This window comes from Bradyrhizobium sp. KBS0727 (genome assembly GCF_005937885.2).
Lineage (GTDB): Bacteria > Pseudomonadota > Alphaproteobacteria > Rhizobiales > Xanthobacteraceae > Bradyrhizobium.
In genome coordinates this window covers 639,067-656,439 of record NZ_CP042176.1, presented here as the reverse complement: position 1 = coordinate 656,439, position 17,373 = coordinate 639,067, and the positions used below count along the sequence as shown (strand labels likewise).

Here is a 17,373-nt window from a genome sequence, read left to right as displayed (position 1 = left end):
TCGAGACGAGCGAAGCTCGCTCTTAGAGGGTTGGGGTGAGGGGCTCTCTCAGCGCACTATGAACGTGGTGAGACCTGTACCCCCTCACCCGCCGCGCAAGCGCGCGGCGACCTCTCCCCGCAAGCGGGGCGAGGTGAAGTAGACTACAACCCCGCGCCCCACTGCCGCGCGGTCTGCAAAATCCAATCGCGATACAGCGTCAGCGGCGTGACGCCGGTGAGACCGCCGCAGCCCGCTGAGCCGTTCGGCCCGGTCGACCAGCTGACGACGCCGATGATGGCGGGGCCGCTTTGCTGGTCCTCGAACACCGGTGCGCCGGAATCGCCGGTGCAGGCGCCGAGCCCGTCACGCGTGCCCTGATTGACGGGATCGACGAGCCTGATCTGCAGCGTCCCCGGCTTGCCGGTCGCGATCAGGCCGGCGACGCGGATGATGCCGCCGCTCTTGCCGTCACCGCGCACGGTGACGCCGATGCCGGCGATGGAAAAGCGGCCGCCGACGACGATGGGAATGTTGGGCATTCCGAGCGCCGACGGTGTCTTTGCTTTGACCGGCGCAACCAATTGCAACAGCGCGACATCCGCGGTGGCCCGATGCGCTAGCATGGTCTGCATGTTGAAGCCCGGATGAACAGCCACTGTCCTGACGTCCTGCAGCGACGGCTGCCTGTCCGCGCCGTACTCGACGATCTTGTAGTCCGCACCGGGCTGCACGCAATGCGCCGCGGTCAGCACCAGCTTTGGCGCAATGAGCGATCCCGTGCAGAAATTGCCGCGCGAGCCGACGATGGTAACGACCGAGCGGGCGACGCCATCCATCGACGGCACGCCGCCGCCGACGATGGCATGGGCGGGAACCGAAAGCAGCAGCGCGAGGCCGGCCATCACCGGAGGCAGAATTTTCATGGCGGCAGCAATAGCCCGCGCAACGGCTGTCGCCAAGCGGCGGATCGGGCTGGCTCGATCGGCCATTCCGTGTTAGCCGCTCTGCAACATTTATCCATATGGGCAGGGAATGATGATCGAGGCCGTGATCTGGGATTTCGGCGGGGTGCTGACCACCTCGCCGTTCGAGGCGTTCTCGCGATACGAGACCGAGCGCGGGCTGCCCGCCGACATCATCCGGCGCACCAACGCCGCCAACCATCTGGAGAACGCCTGGGCGAAGTTCGAGCGCGCCGAGGTCGATATCGACGCGTTCGACGAACTGTTCGCGACGGAATCGCGGGCGCTCGGCGCCGAGGTTCGCGGCAAGGACGTGCTGCCGCTGCTGTCGGGCGATTTGCGGCCCGAAATGGTCGAGGCGCTGAAGCGCGTGAAGGCCAGGTTCAAGACCGGCTGCATCACCAACAATCTGCCGGCCAACGCCATCGGCAGCCACAGCGGCCGCTCGCTCTATGTCGCCGAAGTGATGGTGCTGTTCGACCACGTCATCGAATCCGCAAAACTTGGCTTGAGAAAACCCGACCCGCGCATCTACCAGATCATGGTCGAGACGCTGAAAGTGAACCCCACGAATTGCGTCTATCTCGACGACCTCGGCGTCAACCTGAAGCCGGCGCGCGACATGGGCATGACCACGATCAAGGTGCTCAACGCGGCGCAGGCGATCACGGAACTGGAAGCCGCGACCGGGCTGGCATTGCGCTAGACGGAAAATCGCGGAATTTGCGGCCGCCTTATGTTGAAACGAGGCTTGTCCTTTGCCGGGAACGCAGGCAGAACACTCTGAAATCACGTGAATTCGGAGTTGAAACCCGTGGCTGACAATCGGCCTTCGGCCTCGATCGAGGCAGTGGAAAGCGGTCTTGCGGCGCAAGGCTATATTGCGAGCCGCCAGATCGCGACCGCGGTCTATCTGGCGCAGCAGATCGAGAAACCGATCCTCGTCGAAGGCCCCGCCGGCGTCGGCAAGACCGAGCTCGCGAAAGCCATCGCGGCATGGCGCGGGCTGAAGATGATCCGCCTGCAATGCTATGAAGGGCTCGACGAAGCCAAGGCGCTCTATGAGTGGAAATACGCCAAGCAGCTGCTGTACACGCAGATCCTCAAAGACAAGCTCGGCGAAGTGCTCGGCGGCGCGCCGACGCTCGAGGCGGCGCTGGAGCAGCTGCATGATTTCGGCGACGTGTTCTTCTCCAAGGAATTCGTCGAGCCGCGGCCGCTGCTGCAGGCGCTGGAACAGCCGGCCGGCTGCGTGTTGCTGATCGACGAAATCGACAAGTCCGACGCCGAATTCGAATCGCTGCTGCTGGAAATCCTCAGCGATTTCCAGGTCACGATCCCGGAACTCGGGACGGTGGTGGCGGTCGCGGCGCCGACCGTGATCCTGACCTCGAACAGCGAACGCGACCTCGGCGACGCGCTGAAGCGGCGCTGCCTGCATCTGCACATCGGCTTCCCCGAGCAGCGACTGGAAGAGCGCATCGTCGAAAGCCGCGTGCCCGGCATTTCGCAGACACTGCGCAGGCAGATGGTCGGCTTCATCAACGAAGTCCGGTCGCTCGATCTCAAGAAATTGCCGTCGGTGAGCGAGACCATCGACTGGGCCCGCGTGCTGGTGCTGCTGCAGGCGCCTGAACTGGGCCACGAGATCGTCAAGGACACGCTGAACGTGCTGCTGAAATACGAGGCGGATATCGAGGCCACGATGCCTCAGGTCTCGACCTTCATCGCCAAGACATCGCGTCAGAACGTCTTCGGGTAGCGCCGGAATGAGAGAAAACCTGCATCGCTTCTTTCGTGCGGCGCGGGGCGCGGGTGTCCGGCTCTCGCCGGCCGAGAGCATCGACGCGATGCGCGCGGTCGCCAAGGTCGGCATTTCCGATCGCGCGATCCTGCGGGATACGTTTCTGCTGACGCTCGCCAAGACCCAGGACGAGAAAAAGGCGCTCGGCGATTGCTTCGACCTGTTCTTCGATCAGCCGGAGCCGCAAACCCCGCCCGAGGACAGCGAGGCGGACGAGCCTGACACGGAAAGATCCGACCCGTCAGCCGGCCCGCCCGGCGAAGCCAGCGGCGGCGAGCAGGCCGAGGGGCTGGGCCAACTGGCGCAGATGCTGCTGGCGCAGGATCGCAACGAGATTTCGGCGGCGATCGCCAACGCGGCCAGTGCGGCCTCGCTGTCTGATATCCGCTACTTCACCCAGCGCGGCATCTTCTCCGGCCGCATCCTCGAGCGGATGGGTATCCAGCGTCTTCGCGACGACCTCGACGATCTCCAGGCGACCGACCCCGCACTGGCGGAGCGGCTGACGGATGCGCTGGAGGGGTTGCGCGGCACCGTTCGCGAAATGGTCGCGCAGGCGCTGATGCTGTACGGCCGCGAGGAAGCCGAAAACCTGCGCAACGAGATCCTGCGCAACGCGCCGCTATCGCGGATCGAGCCGCGGCAGGTCGAGCAGATGCGGCATCTGATCCGCCAGATCGCACGCCGCCTGCGCGAGCGTTACAGCAAGCCGCGCAAGCGCCAGCGCCGCGGCCATCTCGACGTCCGCCGAACGATCCGGCGCAACGCCGCGTGGGGCGGCGTGCCGTTCCTCACCGCCTGGAAACGCCGGCACCGCGACAAGCCGAAGATCGTCGCCATCTGCGACGTCTCGGGTTCAGTGGCGCGAGTCTCGGATTTCTTCCTGCTATTGATCCACAGCCTGCACGAGGTCGTCGACGACGTCCGCTCGTTCGCCTTCTCCGGCCACCTGATCGAGGTCAGCGACATCCTGGAGAAGAAGTCGCCGGAAGAGGCGATGGCCGAGATCATGTCCAAGGTCGGCTTCGGATCGTCCGACTACGGCAATTCATTCGCCGATTTCGAAGGCGAGTGGATGAATTCGCTGACGCCGCGCACCACGGTGATCGTGCTCGGCGATGCCCGCAGCAACAACCTCGATCCGCGCGCCGACATCCTGCGCCGCATCGCCGAGCGCTCGAAGCGGCTGGTATGGCTCAATCCCGAGGGCCGCATGGCCTGGGGCTGGGGCGATTCCGAAATGCCGCGCTATTCGACCTTCTGCACCGTCGTCCGTCAATGCGCCACCGCTCAGCAGCTCGAACGCGCGGTATCGGATATCGTGGCCAGCTATCAGTAGGCGCCCTGCAGCAGGTTCGCCCGCGCAAATTCCACCGTTTTCTCGAATGCCCGGCGGAGCGTTCCGACGCAGTCATGCAACTGCAGGGCGCTCATGCCCCCGATGCCGGATTCGAGATCGCGCGCCAGCGTCGACAATTCTGCAAAGCCGAAGGTCGCCGCCGAACTCTTGATCGAATGTGCGGCCCGCCTGATCGACGGGCGATCCGTCACATCCGATATCATGATGACCAGCTTGCGCGGTGTATCGTCCAGGAAAGTCTGCAACACCTCGGCAGCGTCTTCGTTTCCGAGTTCGGAACAGAGCCCGCGGAACACGGATGGGTCGAACTGGGGCGCTTCTTTCATGCGCGGTCTTTCCTCATTTTTGGCCCGGGACGCCAGCGGGCGCCGAAGGCTAACGCAATCGCGTGGACAGCGCGTAAAGCACGGCTGACAGAACTTTTCCTGAATTTTACGATCGGTTAGTGATATCAGGGTGCTCCAGCCGGATGATCTGATTCCCCATGCCTGCCCCTGCAGCCCGTCACCGCGACAATGCCCCCGATGCGCTGTCCGTGCTGAACGCCGTGTTCGGCCTGCCGGCGTTTCGCGGCGCGCAGGAAGAAATCGTCCGCCACGTCACTGGCGGCGGCAATTGCCTGGTGTTGATGCCGACCGGCGGCGGCAAGTCGCTGTGCTATCAATTGCCTTCCCTGTTGCGCGACGGCTGCGGCATCGTGGTCTCGCCGCTGATCGCGCTGATGCGCGACCAGGTCGCGGGGCTGCTGGAAGCCGGCGTCAAGGCGGCGGTGCTGAACTCCACGCTGTCCTATGAGGAAGCCAATGACGTCGAGCGGCGTCTGCTGGCGGGCGATCTCGACCTGCTGTACGTGGCGCCCGAACGGCTGTTGACGCCACGTTGCCTGAGCCTGCTCGATCGCGCCAAAATTGCGCTGTTTGCGATCGACGAGGCGCATTGCGTGTCGCAATGGGGGCATGATTTCCGCCCCGAATATATCGGCCTGTCGGTGCTCGCCGAACGTTTCCCCGAGGTGCCGCGCATCGCACTGACGGCGACCGCCGACGAACTGACCCGCAAGGAGATCGCCGACCGGCTCGGCCTTACTGACGCGCCCTGCTTTGTCGCGAGCTTCGACCGCCCGAACATTCGCTATGAAATCGTCGAGAAGCAGAACGCGCCGACCCAGCTCAAGGCCTTCATCGACGAGCGCCACGCCGGCGACGCCGGCATCGTCTATTGCCTGTCGCGCGCCAAGGTCGAAGACACCGCCACCGCGTTGACCAAGGCCGGCATCCCCGCTCTGCCCTATCATGCCGGCCTCGACGCCAGCGTTCGTGCCCGCAACCAGGATCGCTTCATCAACGAGGACGGCGTCGTGATGGTCGCCACCATCGCGTTCGGCATGGGCATCGACAAGCCCGACGTGCGCTTCGTGGCGCATCTCGATTTGCCGAAGAGCATCGAGGCCTATTACCAGGAAACCGGGCGTGCGGGGCGCGACGGCAAGCCGTCGAGCGCCTGGATGGCCTATGGCCTGTCCGACATCGTGCAGCAGCGCCGCATGATCGACGAGTCCACGGGGTCCGACGCGTTCAAGCGCGTGTCGGTCGGCAAGCTCGATGCGCTGGTCGGTCTCGCCGAAGCCGCGGGCTGCCGGCGCAGCCGCCTGCTCGGCTACTTCGGCGAGGCGGTCAAGTCAGGCAATTGCGGCAATTGCGACAACTGCCTGTCGCCGCCGCAGCTTCTCGACGGCAAGGTCGCGGCGCAAAAAGTCCTGTCCTGCGCCTACCGTACCGGGCAGCGTTTTGGCGCCATGCATCTGATCGATGTGCTGGTCGGCCGCCTCACCGAGCGCGTCACCCAGTTCGGTCACGACAAATTATCGGTGTTCGGCATCGGTACCGAACTCAACGAAAAACAGTGGCGCGCCGTGGTCCGGCAACTGGTCGCGATGGGTCATCTTGCGGCCGATAGCGAAGCCTTTGGCGCGCTGAAGCTGACGGACAGCGCGCGCGGCGTGCTGAAGGGCGAGACCGAAGTCATGCTGCGCGAGGCGCCCGCTGGAGCGCGTGTCCGCGGCAGCCGGAGCAAATCGCGACGCGGCGATCTGGCGCCGCGCGCCACCGGTGAAGGCCGGCCCAACGATGCCGGTTTGCAGACCGACCTCAGGGCATGGCGTTCGGAAATTGCGCGCAAACGCGGCGTGCCCGCCTATGTCGTGCTGCACGATGCGACGATCGACGGCATCGCCGCTTCGCGCCCGACGACGCTCAACGAGCTTCGCAACATCCCAGGAATCGGCGACAAGAAGCTCGAGCATTACGGCGATGAGTTGATCGCGCTGGTGCGGGCGGCGCAGGCGTGAGCACGGCTGGCCGCGCCGTCATCCGTTGCGGAACGTATAAGCGTATCCGTTGATCGCCGGCGCACCGCCGAGATGGGCGTAGAGCACCTTCGAGCCCGCGGGGAAATAGCCCTTGTTGACGAGGTCGATCATGCCCTGCATGGATTTTCCCTCGTAGACCGGATCGGTGATCATGCCTTCGAGGCGCGCGCAGAGCCGGATGGCGTCCTTGGTCTCCTCGGAAGGAACGCCGTAGGCGGGATAGGCATAGTCTTCGACGAGCACGACGTCGTCCTCGACGATCTCGCTGCCGAGTTCGACGAGGCCTGCGGTGTTGCGGGCGATGTCGAGCACCTGGGCCTTGGTCTGCGCCGGGGTAAAGGACGCGTCGATGCCGATTACCTTGCGCGCGCGGCCGTCCTTGGCAAATCCCACCAGCATGCCGGCATGGGTCGAACCAGTGACCGTGCAAACCACGATGTAATCGAAGGCGAAGCCGAGCTCTTTCTCTTGGGCCCGAACCTCCTCGGCGAAGCCGACATAGCCGAGCCCGCCATATTTGTGCACGGAAGCGCCGGCCGGGATCGCATAGGGCTTGCCGCCCGCGGCCTTTACATCCGCGATCGCCTGCTCCCAGCTTTGCCGGATACCGATGTCGAAACCTTCGTCCACCAGCCGCACGTCGGCGCCCATGACGCGGCTAAGCAGGATATTGCCGACGCGATCGTAGACCGCGTCCTCATGCGGCACCCAGCTCTCCTGCACCAGACGGCACTTCATGCCGATCTTGGCCGCCACGGCGGCGACCATGCGGGTGTGATTGGATTGCACGCCGCCGATCGAGACCAACGTATCGGCGTTGGAGGCGATGGCGTCGGGGATGATGTATTCGAGCTTGCGCAGCTTGTTGCCGCCGAAGGCGAGTCCCGAATTGCAATCCTCGCGCTTGGCATAGAGTTCGACCTTGCCGCCGAGATGCTGCGTCAACCGCTCCAGCTTCTCGATATGGGTAGGTCCGAAGGTCAGCGGATAGCGCTCGAATTTCTCCAGCATTGTCATCCCCGTTGGTGGCCTGATCTGCGGAAATGCCCTATCACCAAGCCCCAGAAAGGTGCTCTCTAACTTGATGAGAATTTTTTATATTTCTTGCGCATCTATCCCTAGATATTATCTTTTCATCCGCACTTTAGAGAAATTGCGAGAGATTCTTCCATGGCGGGTCCGCTCGACCGCACCGACCTCAAGATCTTGCGTTTGCTGCAGAATAGCGGCCGGCTGAGCAATGCCGAACTGGCCGAAACGGTCGGCGTCAGCGCAGCTACCTGTCATCGCCGCACCCAACGCCTGTTCGACGATGGCTTTATCGGCGAGGTCAGGGCGATGGTGGCGCCGCGCAAGGTCGGCAAAGGCGCGCTGGTCATGGTCGGTGTTGTGCTCGACCGCTCCACGCCGGAAAGCTTTGCGGCCTTTGAGCGGGCGATCGCGAAGCTGAAATTCGTGCTCGATTGCCATCTGGTGGCCGGCGATTTCGACTATTTTCTCAAAATCCGCGTCGGCGACATGGAGGATTTCAACCGCATCCATGGCGATCAACTGATCGCGCTGCCAGGCGTCCGCCAGACCCGGACTTTCTTCGTCATGAAGGAGGTGGTCGACAATGCACCGCTGGATTTTTGATCCGTCTCAGGCATGACGGACCCGGATAATGCTGGGTCCGGAGCTGCTCCTTCAAGCCCGCGATTTGCCGGCCGTATCGCGCGGCGATGACGGCGCAGCCGCGGGCTCCCGGTTTGGCAGGATCGTCGCCGCGATTTCAAACGCGACCGCCCATCTCGGTCTTTCCTCATCCTCGCCCGGCACATTGATCTGCACGGCAACACCGTCGCTGACGGCAAAGGATGCGGCCAATGCGGCGGCTTCCAGCGCGGCGGCTCTGGAATCGTAGACGCCGGCTATCTTGACGTTGTCGGCAAACACCGACCACCCCAACGGCGCCTTCACGACTTCGAAAACCGACCGCGCCATCAGGAGACGCACGCGCCTTCGGGGAATGGGATCGTCGGCCAGGATGGCCCGACATTGTCGTTGGTGGCTTCCGGCGGCCCGGCGGCCGTCGACGATCTCCCCAGCGAGTCCTCTATCGGCAGCAGCACGATCGCCATCCGCACAGCATCCATCACCCGGTCGAACTCAATTTCACTCATCGCACGCTCCGTCGGCCCTGGCCGGCATTGAGCGCCGCAAGGATCATTTGGGGGAACCGCGCGCACGGCAGATCGCATGCAAGTTTGGTGTTTCGAGGCCCGCGCCCGGTCGCTTCGATGGCAAAATGCGGCACAATAGCGTTTTCGAGCGAAGTGGCCGCCGGTTCGCGTCAAGAAAACGCGTCAAACAAAACAGGAGCCCTCCTGGGCTCCTGCCGGGAGAGATTGGGGCGCGACGATATCGGCCGGATCGCCCCATGCATGCTAGACTCGGGGGCGAATCAGGAGGTTTTCATGTCTGCAGATAGTGACAGCACCATCGCGTGGCACCGGGCACAGCTCAAGATGCTCCGTGAAACCCTGAAGCATATCGAGACCGCCAGGTTCACGGTTGGCGAGCCTGCCCAATCGAGGAAGACCGGCAAGACCCAAAAGACCATTGCCGAACTGCAACGAAAGATCAGCCAGTCGCTGCAGATCATCGCGGCCTACGAACGGCAGACCCGGCGGCCTCTTGCGACCGACCAGCGAAGCCTCGCCAATGTGAGCTGGAGTAGCTGGAACGCGCAGGCCGCGCACACGCGCAGCAATAATTCGCGGTAAGGCGCCGGACGCTTCAGAACCGGGCGCTAGGTTTCCAGCTGCTGGATCGTCATGTTGGCGTAGCGAATCCGCACGCTCAACTCGCGGCCCAGCGCCGTCAGCAGCTTGATCGCGAGATCCGGCTGCTGCTGGCACAGCACCGCAAAGGACGCCTCGCTCAAGCCGAACGCCTTGAGATCCTCGTCAGCCGTGATGGTGGCCGAGCGTGGCCCGCGATCGAGCAGCGCGAGTTCGCCGAACACGGCACCTGGCGCGAACGTCGCCAGCCTGATGTCGCCGCCGTCGTGCAGGATGTGGACGCTGGCCCGACCCTGCGTGACGAGATAGAGCGACGAGCCGGGATCGCCGCTGTGAAACACGACCTCTCCGGCCGACCACGCCACCGGCTCGAGCCAACTTCGCAACCGCTCGATCTGGCCTGCCGTGAAATCGCTGACCAGCGGCAGCCGCTCGAGCGGCCATTCCGACGAAGGCGCTGCGGCGGTCTGCCGGAGCAGATCGTCTTCGGCCCATTCGATCGCCCGGTCGATATCCGGAAAGAAGCGGTCGGGCGCGTGGAAGATGTCGGCGAGACGGGCGGCGGTCTCGGTGCGCGCGGACAGGACCAGCGCGAGCTTGATACCGCGCGCGGCAAGCGCCGCGTCGATATCACCGAGGATACGGGCGCCGGTCGAGTCGATCTCGGTAATGCGCCGCATTTCCAGTAAAAGAACAATGGTGCCTTGCGCGGTCTCGCGCTCGACGATTTGCGCCAGCCGCTCGGCGCTGCCGAAGAACAGTGCGCCCTGCAGCTCGATCACCAGCACCGAAGCGCCCTGCGCATGCAGTACCGCCAGCTCGGCCGGGTCGCGGTAGCGCCGCGAACGGACATTGTCGCAGCGATAGAGCTTTCGAATATTCGAGCGGCTCATGCGAACCACGAACAGAAACACCGCAAGCACGATGCCGATGAACACCGCCAGCACGACATTGACGGCGATCGACAGCAGCGAAACGAACAGGCAAACGCCGAGATCGAGCGCGATGGCGCCGCGCTGCGGCGTCCCCGGGCTGATCAGGCGCTGCGCCAGTTGCCGGGTCCAGGGCTCGATATGCTGGATCGCGACCACCATCACCGCCGCCGACAGCACTGCCCGCGGGATGTAGGCGAGCAGCGGAAACAGCAGCGTCGCCGCCGCCAGCACGGCCGCGGCATTGACGAGCACGGAGAGCGGGCTTTGCGCACCGAAGGCACGGTTGGCGAGGCTGGGCCCGATGTTGATGCCGCTGGTGATGCCGCCAAAGGCCGCCGAAATCGCATTGGCGATGCCGAGACGAACCAGCAGGCTGTCGTCGCCGGCGCGCAGTTCGCCGGGCCGGCTGGCGAGTTTGGCGCACAGCAGCGCGTCGATCGACGCGATGATCGCCAGCGCCAGCGCGCTCGAGACGATCAACGGCCACGACTGCTCCAGCGGAGCGGCCATCGCCAGGCCGGAAAAGTCGACCAGCACGGTACGCATCGCGGCACTCGCCGTCGGCGAACCGATGATCGGCCCTAAGCTGCCGCCGAGCCCGACGATGACAAGCGCGTAGTAAGCCAGGATGCCGCAGCCGAGCCCGACCAGCATCGGCGGCAATCTGGTCGTGATCCGGCGCGCGTTCCACATCGCCGCAAAGGTCAGCGCCGCAACCAGCAGACTCAGCGGCCGCGTCTCATCGAGCGCGCCGAACACGCGCGTAAACCGCACATTATGATCGAAGCCGAGCACATTGCCGAGTTGCACCAGAAACAGCAGCACCGCTGCCATGTTCTGGAATCCCGCCATGACCGGATGCGGCGCGAACTTGATCAGCGAGCCCAGCCGCATCAGGCCGAACAGCGCCTGGAATACGCCGCCGAGCAGGATGATGGCAAAGAACACCAGCAGCGTGGCCGGCACGCTTGGCTCGCCGCCCCCGGCGGTGTCGCGATGCAGCAGGGAATACAGCAGCAGGCCGAGGAAGAAGGTGGTGGTGATGCGCGGCGCGTAGACGCGGGTGGAGCGATCGCCGAGCACCACGCACACCACGCCGGCGATAAACGCCGACATCAGCCCCGCCATCGCGCCATAGGCGAAATATTCGTCGCCCAGCGTGACAAAGGCGAACATGCCGAACGCCATCGCCAGCGGAATGGCGACCGTCGAAGAGACGAGGCCGGCAACGACGTCGCCGCGCACTGTGGCCGCGCTGAAGTTCGCTCGCCGCGACGCGGCCGTCTTTGCTTCCATCCGGGTTACTTAGCCGGGAGATCAGGGGAATGGCTAGTGGGAAACACGCGGAGTGCCGGTCTGATCCTATTTCCTTGCCGTCTCGTTCTTCGTTTTTACCTTGCAGGAAATCAAAAAGGTAAACGCCCTTGCATTACGCGCGATGTCCGTCGTCTTCAGTTCGGTCTTGGCGTCGGAAATCTGGTACGGCACGACGCTGTTATCCAGAAAATCCCGCAGCGCACCGGTCTTGATCGCGAAATTGATATTCTCGGGGATGTTGCCCGTCGCCCTGACGACCTTCAACGCGTCCAATTTCGCGGCAACCACGCCGACCACGTCACCGCTGGCCGCCAGCAGCGGCCCGCCGCTATTGCCGGGTTGAACGGCGGCGCTGATCTGCAGGAATCGCGTGTCGTTCAGGAGGCCGCTGAGCGAGCTGACGATTCCCGTCGTAACCGTGAAATCGGAGGTGAGCAGTCCATGAAACGGAAAACCGATCGCAATGACGCTGTCGCCGGACTGGACCGCCTTGTCCTTGATTTTCGCGACCTCCTTGAACGTGCCGGGCACCTGAAGCAGCGCGAGGTCATTGGTCTCGTCGCTTGAAACCAGACGCAGAGTGGCGGGCGCCTCACCGGTCAGGTTGCCCTGAATGTCTCCGACGCACCCATCGACGACATGCTGGTTGGTCACGACATGGCCGTTCGTGCTGACGAGGAAACCCGTGCCGGTCTGGTCAAACAGTTTGTCGGGCTTGGCCGGCGGCGCCGTTGTGGTTGCGACCACCGGTTTGGCGACCGGGACGGAGAAGTCACCGGCACTGGCGGTGCCACCCTGCTTGGTCTTGGTGACGCAATTCACCAACGCCGGCAACAACTGCGCAGTTTGATCGAGATTGAACTGGAAAAGCTGCCCCTGCGTATAGGCCGTCATGGCCCTCGCTTTTCGAAACTGAGTGATCAGCGATGAAGTGATCGGCATGGGGACACGGACCAGCTTTTCGCCAATTGGCACTCCGTGGACGTTGAACGGCTGCTGGCCGTCGAAGGTAAGGGTGAGCGGAAAAGCTTCCCCTGTGGTCAGCGACCATTTGTCGTGAGCAAAGGCGAGGCTCCACCCCCCACTGCTATCGATCATCACCATGAAAAAGATGCCGCTGGTGTATTGGGTGCCGGCCGAGCAATGCGTAAACGCCCCGTTCTGGTCGTTGGTGTAGGCCCCACCCTTCCAGTTTCCGACATTGATCGAACCGTAAGGCCCTCGCGCTTCCGCATTCGAACCGGCAAATATCGCAACCCACAGCGCTACGATGGCAGCAACGCGGAATTTCATGGCAGGCCCCCAGCAAGATCGAGGCGAGCATAATTTGGCTTGCAACCAGAGTCTAAGGCTTCTTTGAATCATGGGGCCGAACCTTCTCCCCTTCGCCGAGTTCAGTTGCGTTTCCCGGCGGCCCGTGGTGGCGACGTGCTGATGCCGGGATTTATGGCCACCGACGCGCCGGCGGCGCCTCCGGCTTCATAGGCCATCATCGACACCATCCGGCTATTGCTGCGCAGGGTCCGCAGCTTCATGTTGAGCTTGTCGAATTCGGCATCGACCACCGAGGTCTTGAGGACAACCAGCCCGCGGCCCGTGCTGTGGTTGACATCATCGCGACTGGCCTTCATCGCCATCAGCTTGTCCGCAATCGAAGCCACCATCCCCAGCGCGAACGAGGCGTTGGCCAGATGCCGCTCCTGGTGCCGCAACCGGCCGTAATCGGCCGAAGTCTTGAAGCGACCGAGTTCGGCGCGCACCGCGGCATCGATCAGCTCGGTCAAATAATGCGCGACCTCGATATCCGGGCGCAGACCAAAGAAAACATAGCTGCTCTCGCCAGCCGCATCCTTCTCGCGCCAGACCCGGCAATCACAGAAACGAGCGATCGCGCCGATGCAGTCGTCGAGAGGAATTCGCTTCTTGCGATGGGTCTCATAGACACGACGCTCGCACGGCGCCGCGCGCAGCTCGAGGTCGGTCAGTGACAGGTCGTAGCGATCGAGCAACTCCGCGACCTTGGCGGCCGCCGACAACGCCTCGTCCTCGGTGCAACCATTGTCGATGGTCTTGGCGCGCAAGGCCTGAACGCGGGCCTTCAGCTTGTCGAGCCCGCCGATATCGCGCTGGTCCACGGATCATCTCTCCGAGAAAGTCCGACCAAGAACATCGGGCGAAGGCGGGTGGCGGAGCGAGTAGGAGTCAATCCTCTTTGAAAGATCAAGGATTTTCGACCCTCCTAGACCAAACCCACGATTTGGGCAACAGCCTGAAAAGGCCTATGCGGTTCAGGCCGGGCGCCGTCGCGCCTGGTCGCCGCGGCTCTCACCAAAAATATCGAAAACAACCCCATGCAAAGTAGCCGGCGCCCGCCGCAACGGACGGTTTTGGCCTAATACTTGACACGTCGGGCAAATCAGTGGGACAATTTTATCATCCCAAAATCCGATGAACGACCACGGGCGCGCACGGATGCTGTCCAGTGTAACGTCAGGCGAACCCCTCACCTATGATCGGACGCTGCATCGTGACAGCTTTAATGCATTGATGCGATCATGTTCCGCGTGGGTATACCGCTGAGGACGAGCGCCGACGTTAGTCGGAAGTGACTACGAAGTGAAAGGCGCATGCAGGGCGGCGGCTCGTCGTCTGGGCCGTTACTCAGGATAGTATGGTGCACTGAAGATCATCTAGCCGGCCTTCGCGACCAAGAAGGCGGTGGAGCTAAGGTGAATTCGCAATCAACGAATCACTTTTGGCGACGAGGAGGCGAAGATGATGTATAGCGGAATTGATCTGCATTCGAACAACAGCGTCGTCGCGATTATCGACGATGCTGATCGGGTTGTGGCGCAGAAGCGCCTGCCCAACGACATCGCGAAGATCGTAGGCTTTCTGGCTCGATGGCAAGACGAATTGGCCGGCGTGGTGGTCGAGTCGACCTACAACTGGTATTGGCTGGTCGACGGTTTGCGGGATGCGGACTTCCACGTGCATCTCGCCAACACGGCGGCGATCAAGCAGTACGAAGGACTGAAGCACAGCGGCGATGAGACCGATGCGCAGCACCTTGCGCACCTGCTGCGATTGGGAATCCTGCCGACGGGTACGATCCTGCCGAGGGAGCATCGCGTCGTGCGCGATCTGGCGCGCAAGCGCATGCAGCTGGTGCAGTCATGCACGGCACATGTCCTGGCGGTGGAAAACATCATGGCCAGGCAGCTCGGTGGGCGGATGACCAGCAATCAGATCAAGCGGCTGACCGACGATACGATCGACAGCCTGCCACTGGCGGCGGATGTAGGCTTGGCAATCAAGGCCAACGTTGCCGTCATCGCGACACTGCAGTCACAGGTCGAGGTTCTGGAGAAGCGCCTACAAGAACGCGTCAAGCCCCGACCGCAATACGGCTTGTTAACTAGCGTGCCGGGCATCGGCCAGACGCTCGCCACCGTCATTCTTCTGGAAACCGGTCCGATCGATCGGTTTGCCGACGTCAGCAACTTTGCGTCCTATGCGCGCTGTGTCGACAGCGTGCACACCAGCAATCGCAAGAAGAAGGGCGAAGGCAACGTCAAGAACGGCAACAGATATCTTGCCTGGGCCTTCGTCGAGGCGGCGAACTTCGCCAGGCGCTTTTGCCCCGAGGCCAGGCGTTTCCACGAGCGCAAGAAGGCCAAGACCAACAACGTTGTCGCCACCAAGGCGTTGGCGCACAAGCTGGCGCGCGCCAGCTATCACATTCTGAAGGAGGGCAAGCCGTTCGACGTAACGCGTTGCTTTGCCTGAGAGACGACGGCGATCCGGCAAGCCACGTACGGTGACTGGGGCTGCAACCAGCTGCACTGAATTGGACGCCGGATCGCCGTCACCAGCTGTTGTGACAGCGGATCGCCCGCACCGTAAGCCATCCGGAGATTGGCACCGGCCTGCCGGCAACCACGGTTCTGTGAAACTCTATTGGATACGGGCGGTACCAACGTTCTTCTGGGGCGGCCATGCCGCCAGGGCGCAGGCCTCACTCGGGCCGATGCTTGATCCTGATGGGTGTCTGGCGCGATCCGCGATGCGGACTCAGCCATTAAACGAAGAAACGGGCGCGGTACGCGCACAGTAACTGAAAGCGACCAATCAAAGCCGTTGGCAGCTAGCGCTGCCAAAAAAATTTGCTCTGTATCTTGACGACCGGCCGGCTAATGGGTGTCACCGTAATTCTCGCTGAAAATTCCAAAAGCAGATGGTCGGCTTGAGCCGCGAACTTCGATTATTGGGAGAGGGCGCTCGCACCGCCACCGGATACAAGTCGATGCGCGGGAGCGCATGGCCACGACCGAATGACCGAAATCGACGCCCCTGTAGTGCGCAGCCGGTTTTGAGTGCTGTCGTCCCCGCTCGCCCCGTCTCCGCCATTGGGCTGGCGGCCTTATGCGGTGCGCCATGGAGACAGCCGCGGAATCCACCGCGGAACGCTGGCCCGAAAATCCTCGTACTGGGCCCCAAACTTCTGAGCAAGCACCGGCTCCTCGTACGTCAGGACAAAGGCGTGGAAGGCGAGCCACATGAGCCCGCCGTAAGTCATGAGACGCCAGTCGCCGAACAGGATCGCTTGGCCCAGAATGACGGCGACGACGGCAACGTACATGGGATTGCGCACGTAGCGATACAGGCCGGTAACGACGAGGTGTTGGGGCGGGGCGATCGGCGCCGGCGTGCCGAGCCCCTGCAGCGCAAAACGCACGAATGAATCCACGAGCCCGGCTACGCCGGCAAGAATCAGCGCGGCGCCGACGAAGCGCGTGAGTTCGACTCCGAGGAACGACAACTGGAACTCCCAGCGCGAAATCCACCACGGGACCACCCCGGCCAGCACGCAGGGCACGAACACGAAGAAGATGGCGGTACCGATGACGGCGGCGGCTCCGCGCATGGACACGATCCGTTCCTTGCTAATATCAAACCATATTGCGCTAATCTCTCAGTCGGGTCAAAAACGGAAGTGTCGTCCTTGAAATGAGACTTCCGCTCTACTCCCGGGAGCGGACATTGTCCGAAAAGTGCCAATTTCGGGAAGTGGCCCCTCGTAAAGGATCGCCGGTTTTATTTGGACGGCGGCGGGCTTGTTCAATGCTCTTTGAGCGACAGCGTCGCCCCATACCGAGCCTAAGGAACGCTAATCGTCACGTATGCGAACCAGCGTGACATCCAGCTTCAACCCCGGCGATTGTCTTGCAAATCCTGTGCATGAAACCGAGACACCGCCATCGGAGTAGCCAGCGACAACTATATCGATTTCATCCATTCCAAACACACCGGGCGGACCGGGCAACGTTCGCTTTGCAGACAATGTGGCTTTGAACCGCTTCCGGTCTTGCTCCCAATCCCCGGTGTAAGAAAACGTTGTATCACCCCCGCTCAGCTTGCCATCGGGGCCAAACACCACCATCCCAGCGCCCTCGCCGACGGGCGTTCTGAACCAGACGGAATATTTCCCCTCAGTGATCATCCGCGTCCCCTCCGATGTTATCGCGCCTGGGCACCGCGACATATCTTCGTTGCCGATTAGGCCCCCTTGGAATCATCTTCCTTCTTTTTCTCTGCGGCCCAATACTCCGCTTCCGACGGTAGTTTATCGAAATCCGGCTTATATCCATTTGCCTCATACTTTGAGCGTGGGACCGGAATGGTGGTGCCGGTCCCGTAATCGACCTGCACCCACCCTTCCTCACGAAATAGCCCCACGGGCATAAGCTTTTTCTCCCTGCTTCGCGCTAAAGCATACCACGGCTCGCGGCAGGGGGTGACGGTCAACGTTGCGCGGGAATTTCAAACTGGGACACTAAAAACACGGTCCCGACGCCCTTG

Annotated in this window: 17 protein-coding genes; 7 read left to right on the top strand and 10 right to left on the bottom strand. The window is 62.7% G+C overall.

The window, feature by feature from the left end:
* Positions 1–143: 143 nt before the first annotated feature.
* Entirely contained in the window at positions 144–905 is a 762-nt protein-coding gene (locus FFI89_RS03090) for a trypsin-like serine protease (protein WP_168212762.1), read from the bottom strand.
* A gap of 109 nt (positions 906–1,014) precedes the next feature.
* Here FFI89_RS03090 and FFI89_RS03085 point away from each other — a divergent pair, with 109 nt between their 5' ends.
* The 3 genes from FFI89_RS03085 (at position 1,015) to FFI89_RS03075 (ending at position 4,087) form a co-directional block, all read left to right on the top strand.
* Positions 1,015–1,650 carry an HAD-IA family hydrolase gene (locus FFI89_RS03085; RefSeq protein ID WP_168212761.1) on the top strand — a complete coding sequence of 212 codons (636 nt, stop codon included), beginning with the start codon at positions 1,015–1,017 and terminating at the stop codon, positions 1,648–1,650.
* 87 nt (positions 1,651–1,737) lie between these two features.
* Positions 1,738–2,706: an AAA family ATPase gene (locus FFI89_RS03080; protein WP_371722463.1), complete on the top strand. Its 969-nt coding sequence runs from the start codon at positions 1,738–1,740 to the stop codon at positions 2,704–2,706.
* A 7-nt stretch (positions 2,707–2,713) separates the two neighbouring features.
* On the top strand, positions 2,714–4,087 hold the full coding sequence (locus FFI89_RS03075; protein WP_138832790.1) for a VWA domain-containing protein: 1,374 nt from the start codon (positions 2,714–2,716) through the stop codon (positions 4,085–4,087).
* Here the strand turns inward: FFI89_RS03075 and FFI89_RS03070 are convergent.
* On the bottom strand, positions 4,081–4,434 hold the full coding sequence (locus FFI89_RS03070) for an Hpt domain-containing protein (protein WP_138832788.1): 354 nt from the start codon (positions 4,432–4,434) through the stop codon (positions 4,081–4,083). The two genes, FFI89_RS03075 and FFI89_RS03070, sit on opposite strands and share 7 nt — an antisense overlap.
* A gap of 158 nt (positions 4,435–4,592) precedes the next feature.
* Here FFI89_RS03070 and recQ point away from each other — a divergent pair, with 158 nt between their 5' ends.
* On the top strand, positions 4,593–6,455 hold the full coding sequence (recQ, locus tag FFI89_RS03065) for a DNA helicase RecQ (protein WP_138832786.1): 1,863 nt from the start codon (positions 4,593–4,595) through the stop codon (positions 6,453–6,455).
* A gap of 18 nt (positions 6,456–6,473) precedes the next feature.
* Here the strand turns inward: recQ and FFI89_RS03060 are convergent, their stop codons facing one another.
* On the bottom strand, positions 6,474–7,487 hold the full coding sequence (locus FFI89_RS03060; protein ID WP_138832784.1) for a 1-aminocyclopropane-1-carboxylate deaminase: 1,014 nt from the start codon (positions 7,485–7,487) through the stop codon (positions 6,474–6,476).
* A gap of 159 nt (positions 7,488–7,646) precedes the next feature.
* Here FFI89_RS03060 and FFI89_RS03055 point away from each other — a divergent pair, with 159 nt between their 5' ends.
* On the top strand, positions 7,647–8,111 hold the full coding sequence (locus FFI89_RS03055) for an Lrp/AsnC family transcriptional regulator (protein WP_138832782.1): 465 nt from the start codon (positions 7,647–7,649) through the stop codon (positions 8,109–8,111).
* Between the two features lie 51 nt (positions 8,112–8,162).
* Here the strand turns inward: FFI89_RS03055 and FFI89_RS03050 are convergent, their stop codons facing one another.
* Both FFI89_RS03050 and FFI89_RS03045 read right to left on the bottom strand, forming a co-directional pair.
* Complete coding sequence (locus FFI89_RS03050; protein WP_138832780.1) at positions 8,163–8,459, bottom strand: hypothetical protein; 297 nt, start codon at positions 8,457–8,459, stop codon at positions 8,163–8,165.
* Positions 8,459–8,638 carry a hypothetical protein gene (locus FFI89_RS03045; RefSeq protein WP_138832778.1) on the bottom strand — a complete coding sequence of 60 codons (180 nt, stop codon included), beginning with the start codon at positions 8,636–8,638 and terminating at the stop codon, positions 8,459–8,461. The genes FFI89_RS03050 and FFI89_RS03045 overlap by 1 nt, the downstream gene beginning before the upstream one ends.
* Positions 8,639–8,932: 294 nt before the next feature.
* Between FFI89_RS03045 and FFI89_RS03040 the strand changes: the two genes are divergently transcribed.
* Positions 8,933–9,241 (top strand): hypothetical protein, encoded by a 309-nt coding sequence (locus FFI89_RS03040; RefSeq protein WP_138832776.1) that lies wholly within the window; start codon positions 8,933–8,935, stop codon positions 9,239–9,241.
* Between the two features lie 26 nt (positions 9,242–9,267).
* On the opposite strand, the gene FFI89_RS03035 is transcribed toward FFI89_RS03040, so the two are convergent.
* From FFI89_RS03035 to FFI89_RS03025, 3 genes are all read right to left on the bottom strand, one after another.
* A complete protein-coding gene (locus FFI89_RS03035; RefSeq protein ID WP_138832774.1) occupies positions 9,268–11,490 on the bottom strand; it encodes an SLC26A/SulP transporter family protein in 2,223 nt (740 codons plus the stop codon).
* A gap of 66 nt (positions 11,491–11,556) precedes the next feature.
* Positions 11,557–12,615, bottom strand: coding sequence for a S1C family serine protease (locus tag FFI89_RS03030; RefSeq protein ID WP_371722462.1), 1,059 nt, complete (start codon positions 12,613–12,615; stop codon positions 11,557–11,559).
* Positions 12,616–12,905: 290 nt separating this feature from the next.
* On the bottom strand, positions 12,906–13,646 hold the full coding sequence (locus tag FFI89_RS03025; RefSeq protein ID WP_138832770.1) for a DUF2786 domain-containing protein: 741 nt from the start codon (positions 13,644–13,646) through the stop codon (positions 12,906–12,908).
* Between the two features lie 640 nt (positions 13,647–14,286).
* On the opposite strand from FFI89_RS03025, the gene FFI89_RS03020 reads away from it, so the two are divergent.
* A complete protein-coding gene (locus FFI89_RS03020; protein WP_138829241.1) occupies positions 14,287–15,300 on the top strand; it encodes an IS110 family transposase in 1,014 nt (337 codons plus the stop codon).
* 634 nt (positions 15,301–15,934) lie between these two features.
* Here FFI89_RS03020 and FFI89_RS03015 read toward each other — a convergent pair.
* Both FFI89_RS03015 and FFI89_RS03010 read right to left on the bottom strand, forming a co-directional pair.
* Positions 15,935–16,438 (bottom strand): isoprenylcysteine carboxylmethyltransferase family protein, encoded by a 504-nt coding sequence (locus FFI89_RS03015; RefSeq protein WP_138832769.1) that lies wholly within the window; start codon positions 16,436–16,438, stop codon positions 15,935–15,937.
* A 243-nt stretch (positions 16,439–16,681) separates the two neighbouring features.
* The gene (locus FFI89_RS03010) at positions 16,682–17,014 is read right to left on the bottom strand and encodes a hypothetical protein (RefSeq protein WP_168212760.1); all 333 of its coding nucleotides are present in this window, start codon (positions 17,012–17,014) and stop codon (positions 16,682–16,684) included.
* Between the last annotated feature and the right edge of the window lie 359 nt (positions 17,015–17,373).

Excerpts from the sequence above, each read along its gene's own strand:
- FFI89_RS03090 (WP_168212762.1), bottom strand. The coding sequence starts at position 905 with ATGAAAATTCTGCCTCCGGTGATGGCCGGCCTCGCGCTGCTGCTTTCG.
- FFI89_RS03085 (WP_168212761.1), top strand. The coding sequence starts at position 1,015 with ATGATGATCGAGGCCGTGATCTGGGATTTCGGCGGGGTGCTGACCACC.
- FFI89_RS03075 (WP_138832790.1), top strand. The coding sequence starts at position 2,714 with ATGAGAGAAAACCTGCATCGCTTCTTTCGTGCGGCGCGGGGCGCGGGT.
- FFI89_RS03070 (WP_138832788.1), bottom strand. The coding sequence starts at position 4,434 with ATGAAAGAAGCGCCCCAGTTCGACCCATCCGTGTTCCGCGGGCTCTGT.
- recQ (WP_138832786.1), top strand. The coding sequence starts at position 4,593 with ATGCCTGCCCCTGCAGCCCGTCACCGCGACAATGCCCCCGATGCGCTG.
- FFI89_RS03060 (WP_138832784.1), bottom strand. The coding sequence starts at position 7,487 with ATGCTGGAGAAATTCGAGCGCTATCCGCTGACCTTCGGACCTACCCAT.
- FFI89_RS03055 (WP_138832782.1), top strand. The coding sequence starts at position 7,647 with ATGGCGGGTCCGCTCGACCGCACCGACCTCAAGATCTTGCGTTTGCTG.
- FFI89_RS03050 (WP_138832780.1), bottom strand. The coding sequence starts at position 8,459 with ATGGCGCGGTCGGTTTTCGAAGTCGTGAAGGCGCCGTTGGGGTGGTCG.
- FFI89_RS03045 (WP_138832778.1), bottom strand. The coding sequence starts at position 8,638 with ATGAGTGAAATTGAGTTCGACCGGGTGATGGATGCTGTGCGGATGGCG.
- FFI89_RS03040 (WP_138832776.1), top strand. The coding sequence starts at position 8,933 with ATGTCTGCAGATAGTGACAGCACCATCGCGTGGCACCGGGCACAGCTC.
- FFI89_RS03035 (WP_138832774.1), bottom strand. The coding sequence starts at position 11,490 with ATGGAAGCAAAGACGGCCGCGTCGCGGCGAGCGAACTTCAGCGCGGCC.
- FFI89_RS03030 (WP_371722462.1), bottom strand. The coding sequence starts at position 12,615 with ATGGTGATGATCGATAGCAGTGGGGGGTGGAGCCTCGCCTTTGCTCAC.
- FFI89_RS03020 (WP_138829241.1), top strand. The coding sequence starts at position 14,287 with ATGATGTATAGCGGAATTGATCTGCATTCGAACAACAGCGTCGTCGCG.
- FFI89_RS03015 (WP_138832769.1), bottom strand. The coding sequence starts at position 16,438 with ATGCGCGGAGCCGCCGCCGTCATCGGTACCGCCATCTTCTTCGTGTTC.
- FFI89_RS03010 (WP_168212760.1), bottom strand. The coding sequence starts at position 17,014 with ATGATCACTGAGGGGAAATATTCCGTCTGGTTCAGAACGCCCGTCGGC.